General features: G+C 44.1%; 9 protein-coding genes and 4 tRNA genes. 4 read left to right on the forward strand and 9 right to left on the reverse strand.

The genetic code is table 11. The features are described 5' to 3' along the window. Positions 1–135: 135 nt before the first annotated feature. The 9 genes from MSG35_RS22240 to MSG35_RS22280 all read right to left on the reverse strand — a co-directional run bounded on the left by MSG35_RS22240 (position 136) and on the right by MSG35_RS22280 (position 7426). Positions 136–212 (reverse strand) — tRNA-Arg (locus MSG35_RS22240). An 89-nt stretch (positions 213–301) separates the two neighbouring features. Further along, positions 302–394: transfer RNA gene (locus MSG35_RS22245), tRNA-Ser, on the reverse strand. A gap of 44 nt (positions 395–438) precedes the next feature. Continuing rightward, positions 439–515: transfer RNA gene (locus MSG35_RS22250), tRNA-Arg, on the reverse strand. A 43-nt stretch (positions 516–558) separates the two neighbouring features. Next, positions 559–651 (reverse strand) — tRNA-Ser (locus MSG35_RS22255). A gap of 474 nt (positions 652–1125) precedes the next feature. Next, positions 1126–1323: a carbon storage regulator CsrA gene (gene csrA, locus MSG35_RS22260; protein WP_004415691.1), complete on the reverse strand. Its 198-nt coding sequence runs from the start codon at positions 1321–1323 to the stop codon at positions 1126–1128. 92 nt (positions 1324–1415) lie between these two features. Continuing rightward, positions 1416–2597 (reverse strand): aspartate kinase, encoded by a 1182-nt coding sequence (locus tag MSG35_RS22265; RefSeq protein ID WP_248385038.1) that lies wholly within the window; start codon positions 2595–2597, stop codon positions 1416–1418. A 220-nt stretch (positions 2598–2817) separates the two neighbouring features. Further along, on the reverse strand, positions 2818–5400 hold the full coding sequence (gene alaS, locus MSG35_RS22270) for an alanine--tRNA ligase (protein ID WP_048615632.1): 2583 nt from the start codon (positions 5398–5400) through the stop codon (positions 2818–2820). A 333-nt stretch (positions 5401–5733) separates the two neighbouring features. After that, entirely contained in the window at positions 5734–6774 is a 1041-nt protein-coding gene (recA, locus tag MSG35_RS22275; RefSeq protein WP_017056586.1) for a recombinase RecA, read from the reverse strand. 139 nt (positions 6775–6913) lie between these two features. Continuing rightward, positions 6914–7426, reverse strand: coding sequence for a CinA family protein (locus MSG35_RS22280; RefSeq protein ID WP_248385019.1), 513 nt, complete (start codon positions 7424–7426; stop codon positions 6914–6916). Positions 7427–7704: 278 nt separating this feature from the next. Here MSG35_RS22280 and cobA point away from each other — a divergent pair, with 278 nt between their 5' ends. From cobA to asrC, 4 genes are read left to right on the forward strand one after another with little or no spacing between them, the layout of a single operon-like run. Then, positions 7705–8532, forward strand: a complete 828-nt coding sequence (cobA, locus tag MSG35_RS22285; RefSeq protein ID WP_248385020.1) for a uroporphyrinogen-III C-methyltransferase — start codon at positions 7705–7707, stop codon at positions 8530–8532. Continuing rightward, positions 8525–9586 carry an anaerobic sulfite reductase subunit AsrA gene (gene asrA / locus MSG35_RS22290; protein WP_248385021.1) on the forward strand — a complete coding sequence of 354 codons (1062 nt, stop codon included), beginning with the start codon at positions 8525–8527 and terminating at the stop codon, positions 9584–9586. Before cobA ends, asrA begins: the two co-directional genes overlap by 8 nt. Then, positions 9573–10373, forward strand: coding sequence for an anaerobic sulfite reductase subunit AsrB (gene asrB, locus MSG35_RS22295; protein ID WP_248385022.1), 801 nt, complete (start codon positions 9573–9575; stop codon positions 10371–10373). The genes asrA and asrB overlap by 14 nt, the downstream gene beginning before the upstream one ends. 10 nt (positions 10374–10383) lie before the next feature. Next, on the forward strand, positions 10384–11385 hold the full coding sequence (gene asrC, locus MSG35_RS22300) for a sulfite reductase subunit C (protein WP_248385023.1): 1002 nt from the start codon (positions 10384–10386) through the stop codon (positions 11383–11385). The last annotated feature ends 146 nt before the right edge of the window (positions 11386–11531 follow it).

Raw genomic sequence — 11531 nt, forward strand, 5'->3', positions numbered from 1 at the left:
CTGGAGGATTCGAACCTCCGACCGCCTGGTTCGTAGCCAGGTACTCTATCCAGCTGAGCTAAGAGCGCACGGTTTTAGTATCAACTTAGTCAATACAAGGACTTTCATTCTTAAAAGAAATAAACCCTTAAATAGTGGCGCGTCCTGGAGGATTCGAACCTCCGACCGCCTGGTTCGTAGCCAGGTACTCTATCCAGCTGAGCTAAGGACGCACGGTGTTCATTCATTAAGAATGAAGTTGTGAAATATATCACATTCTTGTTGCTACGAAGAAAAAAAAAGGCCATCGGCCTGTAATGAATGGCGGTGAGGGAGGGATTCGAACCCTCGATGCAGCTACAAACCACATACTCCCTTAGCAGGGGAGCGCCTTCGGCCACTCGGCCACCTCACCTAATTCATTATTCTCAAATCACTTACAAGTAAGAAAAGAGAGAATGGCGCGTCCTGGAGGATTCGAACCTCCGACCGCCTGGTTCGTAGCCAGGTACTCTATCCAGCTGAGCTAAGGACGCACATTTACATTGTCTAAATTGCTAATTTTAGACTCGCAAGAAATGGCGGTGAGGGAGGGATTCGAACCCTCGATGCAGCTACAAACCACATACTCCCTTAGCAGGGGAGCGCCTTCGGCCTCTCGGCCACCTCACCGTCTTGCGGAGGCACATATTACGTTTTACCGAAAATATGTCAAACACTTTATTGAAAAAAATTGGACAAAAACACTCAACCGTTTGCTATTTAATCAAAGCGCTTGCAAATTGAACTTATAAGATTCAAATCGCGCTTTTTCCCTTAAAAATTAAGGTGAAAGATTGGCAATAATAAACAGCCGAAAACAATTATCTAATTTCTCCAGCAGCAAGTGCTACCGCTGATGGCACAATACTACGGGATGCGTATTTTCGCCATAGGGGAAGCTAATAAATCTTGAGTTTTGCCAAACAAAATACAGAGCAACCGTTCTGTTCAACCTTGTCTGTATCTCACAACATCACAAAGCATTCACTTCACCACTTTAAGACCGAAGCGTTATCCAACCTATCTATATCGCAATGAGTGTTTCTATTCCCCAAGATCAAAAAAGGCTAGCAACAATGCTAGCCTCTTCTCTACGCAAAAGTATTAGTAGTTGCCAGATGCAACGTTACCATTACCTTTTTCAGCTTGAATGCGCATGTAGATCTCTTCACGGTGAACAGATACTTCTTTAGGTGCGTTAACACCGATACGTACTTGGTTACCTTTAACGCCTAGTACAGTAACTGTTACTTCATCACCAATCATCAGTGTTTCGCCAACGCGGCGAGTCAAAATTAGCATTCTTTGCTCCTTGAGTAATCTCTAAATTTATCTAGCTACGAGAGCATTATCCAACAAAAGTTATATTTTCGTAAACTATCGATTGAGTTTATTTAACCAAAATGCACTTCTTTTTTAGGATAACCCTGTGTTTCACGCGCTACGATGTATGCATTGTGTAATATGTTAGCAGCCATATCGACTTGCGTTGGTGATATCACCAAAGTTAAAGACTGCTGCTGCAATAAGTGATGCTGTACATCAATTTCGCCTTCAGACAACAATCCATGTGAACTGACCACAATTTCTTGTGTTCGGCTTCCTACCACAGTTAACAAACTAACCTGTTCACTATTACGGATTTTCTCATCAAAAACTAGTTTTAATTTGGCACTTATGTCTTGTTTAATAATGAGTGCTGCCCGTTCTGTTTCCTCGATCACACTACAGACTTCGATCCCCAACAGTTGGCAATGTGAAATGAAAGACGGTAAATCTTCATTCAAACACTCGATACGCACCATATCTCTTTGGATGGCGATGCCAGCAATATCATTCAAACAATGATTACCCGCGATCAATGTACCCTCGCCTTGTTCAAAGCTTGAAAGCACTCGCAATGGCACGTTGTGCTGCCATGCATACTGAACACAAGGAAGGTGCAATACCTTAGCGCCTCGGCGAGCCATCTCTTCCATAGAAGGGAAGTCTAAAGTATCTAGTTTCTGAGATTGTTTTACGACTCTAGGGTCACAAGAGTAAACACCATCTACATCAGTATAGATCTGGCATTCTTTCGCCTGCAAGGCACCTGCAAGCGCGACCGCTGTAGTATCTGAACCACCGCGACCTAATGTTGTGATATCGCCTTTCGCATTGAATCCTTGAAAGCCTGCAACAATGACAATCTGGTTGTCATCTAGCAGTGCTTGAATCGGGCCAGTATCAATACGCTCAATCGCTGCATTATTATGATTAGAATCCGTGTGTATCTTGGCTTGGTAGCCAGTCATCGATGTCGCTTCATAACCTAACTTGTGTAACGTCATTGCTAACAAGGCCATGGAAACTTGCTCGCCAGCCGTTAACAACACATCCAGTTCTCTAGCGTTTGGTACGCTATCAACTTGTGTGGCTAAGTTAACTAACCGATTTGTTTCACCAGACATAGCAGAAACGACAACCACAATCTGGTTCCCTTCATTTTTCGCTTCAATGATTTTTTCTGCTACATGATGGATTCGTTCAATTGAACCCACCGACGTTCCACCAAATTTCTGCACGATAAGAGGCATTTTCACCCGTCCTCACCTTCCCAAGACCAATGTCTATATATGACAAAAAAACACATACTCCGCGTCAGGGCGAAGCAATAAAAAATTAACCAAGGAGTCTAACGCCACCATTAGACTTCTTGGTTAATCTCAATCAAACCTTGTTTAAACACACTTCCAATAAGCAAAATAAAAGATGCCCAATCAACTGATTGGGCATCTTTGTATCAATTACTTAAGCTTAAAGACGTTCTTCTAGCCAAGTACGTACAGATTTAAGCGCTTCTGGCAGTGCTTCAACATCTGTACCGCCCGCTTGAGCCATATCTGGACGACCGCCGCCTTTACCGCCAACTTGCTCAGCAACCATCTTAACGAGATCACCCGCTTTTACTTTGCCGATTAGGTCTTTGGTTACACCAGCAATCAAGCCAACTTTACCGTCTGCTACGTTTGCGATCAGGATGATACCGCTACCTACTTGGTTTTTAGCGTTATCAACCATAGTACGTAGGTTCTTGTTGTCTGCGCCTTCAATTGCAGCAACCAAAACTTTAGTACCAGAGATGTCTTCTACTTTGCCCATGATGTTTGCGCTTTCTGCAGCAGCCATCTTTTCTTTAAGCAGTTGGATTTCTTTCTCTAGCGATTTCGCTTTCTTAGCTGATTCAGCAAGTTTCTCTTCGTAAGCGTTAGCCTGAGCTTCTACTGCATCTAGAGCAGCTTCACCCGTTACCGCTTCAATACGACGAATACCCGCAGCAATACCACCTTCAGAAGTGATCTTGAATAGGCCGATATCACCCGTGTTGCTTGCGTGGATACCACCACAAAGTTCAGTAGAGAAATCGCCCATAGATAGAACGCGAACTTCATCATCGTACTTCTCGCCAAACAGTGCCATTGCACCTTTCTCTTTCGCTGACTCGATGTCCATGATGTTGGTTTCAATCACGTGGTTCTTACGAACTTGTGCGTTAACCAAACGCTCTACTTCTTTAATCTGTGCCGGTGTTACCGCTTCAAGGTTAGAGAAGTCAAAACGAAGGTTGTCTGGCTTAACTAAAGAACCTTTCTGAGCAACGTGCTCACCTAGCACTTCGCGTAATGCAGAGTGAAGTAAGTGAGTTGCAGAGTGGTTTAGTGAGATAGCAGCACGACGCTCAGCGTCAACCGTTGCTTCTACTTTATCGCCCTTAGCAAATACACCCTCAACTAGCTCACCGTGGTGCGCAAATGCGTTACCTAGCTTCTGAGTGTCTTGTACTTTGAAAAGACCCGACGCTGTTTTTAGTGTACCAGCATCACCACACTGACCGCCTGACTCAGCGTAGAATGGCGTCTCTTCAAGGATGATGATTGCTTTGTCGCCAGCCGATAGTGAAGATACTTCTTCGCCGTCAACAAATAGCGCAGAGATTTCACCAGCACCTTCAGTAGCTGTGTAACCACAGAACTCAGTATTGGTGTCTACTTTGATCGTCGCGTTGTAATCAGTACCGAATTGGCCCGCTTCACGAGCACGCTTACGCTGCGCTTCCATCGCCTTCTCAAAGCCTTCTTCATCGATAGTAAAGTCGCGTTCGCGAGCTACATCGTTAGTAAGGTCAGCTGGGAAGCCGTATGTATCGTAAAGTTTGAAAACTGTTTCGCCGTCAAGCTCTTTGCCTTCAAGTGCGTCTAGTGCGTCATTAAGAATAACCATGCCGCGCTCTAGAGTACGACCAAAGTTCTCTTCTTCAATGCGAAGTACTTTTTCAACAAGCTCTTGCTGTTTCTTAAGTTCATCTGCCGCAGAGCCCATCACTTCAGCCAGTACACCCACAAGTTTGTGGAAGAACACGCCTTGTGCGCCAAGCTTGTTACCGTGACGAACTGCACGACGAATAATACGACGTAGAACGTAACCACGACCTTCGTTTGAAGGCATAACGCCGTCAGCGATTAGGAATGAACAAGAACGGATGTGGTCAGCAATAACGCGTAGCGATTGGTTAGATAGATCGTCATGACCCACAACTTCCGCAGTCGCTTTGATTAGCTTTTGGAATACATCAATTTCGTAGTTAGAGTGAACGCCCTGCATGATTGCAGAAATACGCTCAATACCCATACCTGTATCTACAGCAGGCTTAGGTAGCGGTTCCATTGTGCCGTCAGCGTGACGGTTGAACTGCATGAATACGTTGTTCCAGATCTCGATGAAACGGTCACCATCTTCTTCAGGTGTGCCAGGACGGCCGCCCCAGATGTGCTCACCGTGATCGTAGAAGATTTCAGTACATGGACCACAAGGACCTGTGTCACCCATCGTCCAGAAGTTATCAGACTCGAACTGTTTACCGCCTTCTTTGTCGCCAATGCGAACGATACGGTCAGCAGGAACACCTACTTTCTTGTTCCAGATATCGAATGCTTCATCATCTGTCTCGTATACCGTTACCAGCAGACGGTCTTTTGGCAGTTGAAGAGTTTCTGTCAGGAATTCCCAAGCAAAACCAATCGCTTCTTCTTTGAAGTAGTCGCCAAAGCTGAAGTTGCCTAGCATTTCGAAGAACGTGTGGTGACGAGCCGTGAAACCTACGTTTTCAAGGTCATTGTGTTTACCACCCGCACGTACACAACGCTGAGCCGTAGTTGCTCGAGTGTAGGCACGCTTTTCGGCGCCTAAGAAGCAATCTTTGAATTGGTTCATACCTGCGTTAGTAAATAGCAGGGTTGGATCGTTATGTGGAACTAACGATGAACTGTCTACGATTTGGTGTTCTTTGCTCTCAAAGAACTTAAGGAACGCGTTGCGAACCTCATCAGTGCTCATGTACATGCAGCTCTTCCTGAAAATAGTCGAGTTAGAATTTTGCCGTATTGTAGATCATGGTTAAGGCTTCGACTAGTTTTCTTGTAGAAAAGACACCCTTGGGCAGGATTTTAGTGGGAATTCGATAAAATGAAGAATATTCCACTATATCTAACCGTGGAAAAGCAGAACTAAATTGACGACCTAGTACCGAAGAAACTCAGTCAACGAAAGAGAGTTGACCAAATACATGCTCGACGGAGCTGCTCCAATAAAAAAGCCCCGCATAAAATATGCGAGGCTTTAAATTTCTTTCAAAGCGGATGCTTCTTTCAAACATCCACTCTATAAAACGTGAGCTTATAGCTCTTCGTTTTCTTCTTCTTTCTCTACGTCTTTCTCTTCAAGAACAGCAGGAGTCAGTAGTAGCTCACGAAGTTTAGTATCGATCTCTAGAGCAACTTCTGGGTTTTCACGTAGGTATTTACCAGCGTTAGCTTTACCTTGGCCGATCTTATCGCCTTTGTAGCTGTACCAAGCGCCTGCTTTTTCTACTAGCTTATTCTTAACACCTAAGTCGATAAGCTCACCTTCGCGGTTGAAGCCTTTACCGTAAAGGATTTGAGTCTCAGCTTGTTTGAATGGTGCAGCAATCTTGTTCTTAACGACCTTGATACGAGTTTCGTTACCAACAACTTCATCACCATCTTTAATCGCACCAGTACGGCGAATATCAAGACGAACAGATGCGTAGAACTTAAGTGCGTTACCACCTGTTGTTGTTTCTGGGTTACCGAACATCACACCAATTTTCATACGAATTTGGTTAATGAAGATAGCCATACAGTTAGACTGCTTAAGGTTACCCGTCAGCTTACGCATCGCTTGAGAAAGCATACGAGCCTGAAGACCCATGTGGCTGTCGCCCATTTCGCCTTCAATTTCTGCTTTTGGTGTTAGTGCTGCTACTGAGTCAATAACAAGAACGTCGATTGCACCTGAACGAGCCAGTGCATCACAGATTTCAAGCGCTTGCTCACCAGTATCTGGTTGAGAAACAAGAAGTGCATCGATATCCACACCCAACTTTTGAGCGTAGATAGGGTCTAGTGCGTGCTCCGCATCAACGAATGCACACGTCTTGCCCACTTTCTGTGCTGCAGCAATAAGCTCAAGCGTTAGCGTTGTTTTACCTGATGATTCTGGACCGTAAACTTCTACGATACGTCCCATCGGTAGGCCACCAGCACCTAGTGCGATATCTAGAGATAGAGAACCTGTAGAAATAGTTTCTACGTCCATTGTGCGGTTATCACCAAGACGCATGATAGAACCTTTACCAAATTGCTTTTCAATCTGACCAAGGGCTGCGGCTAACGCTTTTTGTTTATTCTCGTCCATTTCTATCTCCACATAATCGGTTGTCTCAACAAGCGATCTAGAATCTATTTCTAACCCACATAGGGGTGACTAATTGGCTTTCATTATACTGTTGATTCATACAGTGTCTATACCTGTATGAAAATAATTTGTACAAATGTTACTTACCTTCCATTGATAGGTAATCATAAATAACTTGCAGGGCATGGTGCGTGGCTTGTTGGCGTACTTGTGATCTGTCGCCTGTAAATACATGCGTTTCTACTTTATCCCAACCATTTAGCGCTTTCCACGCGAAGCATACCGTACCAACAGGCTTATCTTCGGTCGCGCCACCTGGGCCAGCAATGCCACTGATTGATACAGAGATAGTCCCGTTTGAATATTGCAATGCCCCGCTCGCCATTTCTATTACGACAGGCTCACTAACAGCGCCGAACTCAATTAAGGTTTTAAGTTGTACACCTATCATCTCTTGTTTGGCTTCATTGCTGTACGTAACAAAAGCGCGATCAAACCACCCAGAGCTGCCCGCAATCTCGGTGACTGCACTCGCGACACCTCCGCCAGTGCAAGATTCAGCCGTCACTAACACGTGTTTGTGTTTCACTAGTAATACACCTAACTTCTCACATAGTGTCTTTTCTATTTGCACAACGATACTCCTTCTCATGTTTAACGACTAACGATGGAAATGATCATTAAAATTGATTTACGACATCGTATTACTCAACCACAGTAAACGAAAGAGCAAAACCTAAACTCGATAACAAACAGCCTCTCATAACTTCCGCGAATTCCAACTCAATGTTGTCGCTATTGCTTAATTCACACGCAACATCTTTTATCTCTAAATATTCAATAATGATTAACGCATGTTAATTAGAACTTAATTTTCCTGAACACTTCCGTCATTTACCATTCTCATATAACCACAATTTGAGTAATGAAATGAAACTAACCCCAAGTATTAAACAAAACGGGCATGTGTATATTGTTGGTGCTGGAACCGGTGACCCTGACCTTCTTACGGTTAAGGCATTACGCATCATTTCAACAGCCGATGTAGTTATTTACGACAATCTGATATCCGCTGACATTCTTGCATTTGTCCCCGAAGAGACTGAAAAGGTATACGTCGGCAAAGTTTTCAATTCAAAGTGCATACTTCAATCTGAGATCAACCAGAAGATCCTAAAACACGCAGAGCTAGGCAAGACAGTTTGTCGCCTTAAAGGCGGAGACCCTTTCGTATTTGGACGTGGTGGCGAAGAAGCGCTTTTTCTCGACTATGCAGGCATAGCATTTGACATAGTCCCCGGGATCACAGCTGCAGTTGGTTGTTGCAGTTACGCTGGAATCCCCGTCACTCATCGCGGCATATCTAACGGCGTCACGATTGTCACTGCACGCGACCAACATGATTCAGACCACATTAACTGGAAAGGTCTCGCGAATGTAAATCACACCATTGTGTTTTATATGGGTCTACACAAAGCGGGCAACATTTCAAAGAACCTCATCGACCATGGGCTAAGAAAAGAGACTCCGACAGCCATTATCAGCAACGGTACGCGACATGACCAACGCGTCATTCGGTGCTCGTTAAGTGAACTCCCCGATGCTGTCGATATCTGTAATCCACCCATGCCTGCCGTCATCGTCGTAGGCCACGTCGTCAAACTTTCAGAAACCATTGACTGGTTCACCAAGCGTGAAACGTTCGATGGTTACGTACGCAGATTTTTCACAAAAATGCCAGAGGCAGAACATGTCTAAATTTTTAACTAATGATGAACTCCAAGGTGTCATTTCAGATTTGAAAGAAACCTACCGAGTGATGTCACCGATGTACGAACGTATGGGCGGCCGGTTTGCTCATACTGATAACCTAATCTACGACGAAATAGAGTCTTTTAGCGATATCGTCTGGAAGGAAAAGTCTCATTTCTCTCCAAAAGAAGTGGTTTTTCCTATCACTGAAACTCTGTTTTGGTTAGATGGAAACGAACTCAGAGAGTCAAAAGTCGACCCTCGACCTGTTGTTTTATTTTTGCGAGCTTGCGATATCAATGCCCTAAAAAGCTTGGATCACATGTTCTTAAAAAATGGGGGAAATGAAGATTTCTACTACAAACGTCTACGCGAAAAGCTCAAATTAGTTTTAATTGAGTGCGAATCAAGCTTTGAAAATTGCTTCTGCGTATCAATGAATGCCAATACGACCACTAACTTTGCGGCCTCTATTCGCTTCTCTTCTGGTGGCGGCGCTGATGTGGTAATTCAAGATGAAGCCTTTGCTAAATACTTGGCTGAAGTCGGCATTGAATCAAATCATAAAACAGGTTTTGTTCAAGAAAACCACGTAAAAGTACGCACACCTGACCAAATATATGGTGACCCAATTAAGGTTCGCGAGATCCTAACAGGCAACCCGATTTGGAATGAATACGACAGCCGCTGCATTGGCTGTGGTCGCTGTACAACATCATGCCCTACCTGTAGCTGCTACAGCGTATTTGATGTGGCTTACAACCAAGAAGCTAAAGTGGGTGAGCGCCGTCGTCAGCATGCGAGCTGTATGACAGGCAACTTTACCGATATGGCTGGTGGACACCAATTCAGGCAGAAGACGGGCGAACGACTTCGTTACCGCGCTCTGCACAAAATTAATGACTTCAAAGCACGCCAAGGTGAGCACCATATGTGTGTTGGCTGTGGTCGCTGTGATGACCGCTGTCCGCATTACATTTCGTTCAGCAACATAATCAATAAAATGTCTGATCAAATTGAATTAACTTTGAAGAATGAGGCCGAAAATGTGCCAGTGTAAAAATCAATTAGTACCTCAACCGTACAAGATCTTAGACATCACTAAGCATACTGAGATCGAATGGAACTTTCGTGTCGAGTGTGACTTCGATGTGAAGTTCGGCCAATTTGTTGAAGTTTCATTACCATTATTCGGTGAAGCTCCTATCTCCATTTCAGACTTTGGTGAAGGCTATATCGACCTACTGATCCGTAAAGTCGGTAAGGTTACCGATGAGCTATTTACTAAACATGTTGGTGACATGGTATGGATGCGTGGTGTTCATGGTAATGGTTATCCAATGGAAAAATACTACGGTAAGCACTTAATTGTGATTGCTGGTGGCACTGGTGTCGCGCCTGTAAAAGGTTTGATCAACCACTTCAGTCACGAGACTCAGTTAGTAAAATCAATGGACGTGGTTGTCGGTTACAAAAACGATCAAGCCGTCCTTTACAAAGAAGAAATGAAGCATTGGAACGACACAATCAACCTGATTTGTACGCTGGATGAAGAGTCCAACAACGAGTTTTATCAAACTGGTCTTGTGACTAAATACATCGAAACGCTTGATCTATCAGATATTCACGACGTGCAACTGATTGTTGTTGGCCCTCCAATTATGATCAAGTTCGTTGTGAAAGCTTTTCTAGAGCTTGGTCTTAAAGAAGAGCAAATCTGGGTAGATTACGAGCGAAAAATGGCTTGTGCTGTAGGTAAATGTGGGCACTGCCGTATTGGTGAAAAGTACGTGTGTGTTGACGGGCCTGTATTCCAATACGACGAAGCACAGTCACTGGTTGATTAGGGAGACGACGATGAGTTTAGATGTAGATATTATCAAGATGCGTGCTGATGCGGACTATCGTCTATCGAAAGTTCGTGGCGAATGCATGATCAGTGTTCGAATCCCTGGTGGCATCATGCCCGCTCACCTACTTGCAACTGCGCAAGAAATTGCCGAGAAATGGGGTAACAGTATTATCCACCTCACGACTCGCCAAAAATTGGCGATGCCAGGTATACGCTACGAAGATATTCCAGAAGTAAATAAAGCACTGCGCCCATTTATTGAAGACATTACTCAAGATATTTGTGGCATTGAAGTGGAGGATCTTGAGGCAGGTTACCAATCAATTGGTGGACGAAATATTGTCGCTTGCCAAGGCAGCCAAATTTGTCAAAAAGCCAATACCGATACGACTGGACTAGCACAGCGCTTAGAACATCACGTATACCCAAGCAAATATCACTTGAAGATTGTCGCTGCGGGCTGCCCTAATGATTGCGCTAAAGCCAACATGGCAGACTTCGGTATATTAGGCATAGCAAAGATTGATTTCACATCAGAGCGTTGTATTGGTTGTGGTGCTTGTGTTGACGCTTGCTCTCACCATGCTGTGAACTGCCTATCTATTGTCGATGGCAAAGCAACCAAAGAAGAAAGCAAATGCATCGGCTGCGGTGAGTGTGTTCTTGCCTGCCCAACTTTGGCATGGCAACGTAATCCAAAACAGTTGTACATGGTTAAGCTAGGTGGACGTACGTCGAAGAAAACCCCACGTGTGGGTAAACTATTCTTAAATTGGGTAACCGAAGAAGTGATTCATCAGGTTATTGAAAACCTATTTGAGTTTGAGAAAGAAATGCTGAAAGGTATTCCTAAGTATTTACATATGGGTCACCTCATTGACCAAGGTGGCTACCTAAGATTCAAAGAACGCGTATTAGACGGTGTTGAATTGAATCCAGAAGCCAAAGTAGCACAACGAATGTACTGGGCTGAAGATGAATATATGGCGAACATACATGTAAAATAAGCCGATAAAATCAGACAGCACAAAAACAAAACACCTTTAACGAGGTGTTTTTTGTTAGGGCTTTTGCATCTTTTCGCTTGAGCTGCTTTTCGCACGAAACGCTTTCACGTATCCTAAGCCGCAATAGAAATAAACGAAAGAAGTTA

It is taken from the genome of Vibrio sp. 1CM23M (assembly GCF_023161755.1).
GTDB lineage: Bacteria > Pseudomonadota > Gammaproteobacteria > Enterobacterales > Vibrionaceae > Vibrio > Vibrio coralliirubri.

Bases quoted from the DNA above. Each gene is read 5' to 3' on its own strand.
- csrA (WP_004415691.1), bottom strand. From the start codon at position 1,323: ATGCTAATTTTGACTCGCCGCGTTGGCGAAACACTGATGATTGGTGAT.
- MSG35_RS22265 (WP_248385038.1), bottom strand. From the start codon at position 2,597: ATGCCTCTTATCGTGCAGAAATTTGGTGGAACGTCGGTGGGTTCAATT.
- alaS (WP_048615632.1), bottom strand. From the start codon at position 5,400: ATGTACATGAGCACTGATGAGGTTCGCAACGCGTTCCTTAAGTTCTTT.
- recA (WP_017056586.1), bottom strand. From the start codon at position 6,774: ATGGACGAGAATAAACAAAAAGCGTTAGCCGCAGCCCTTGGTCAGATT.
- MSG35_RS22280 (WP_248385019.1), bottom strand. From the start codon at position 7,426: ATGAGAAGGAGTATCGTTGTGCAAATAGAAAAGACACTATGTGAGAAG.
- cobA (WP_248385020.1), top strand. From the start codon at position 7,705: ATGAAACTAACCCCAAGTATTAAACAAAACGGGCATGTGTATATTGTT.
- asrA (WP_248385021.1), top strand. From the start codon at position 8,525: ATGTCTAAATTTTTAACTAATGATGAACTCCAAGGTGTCATTTCAGAT.
- asrB (WP_248385022.1), top strand. From the start codon at position 9,573: ATGTGCCAGTGTAAAAATCAATTAGTACCTCAACCGTACAAGATCTTA.
- asrC (WP_248385023.1), top strand. From the start codon at position 10,384: ATGAGTTTAGATGTAGATATTATCAAGATGCGTGCTGATGCGGACTAT.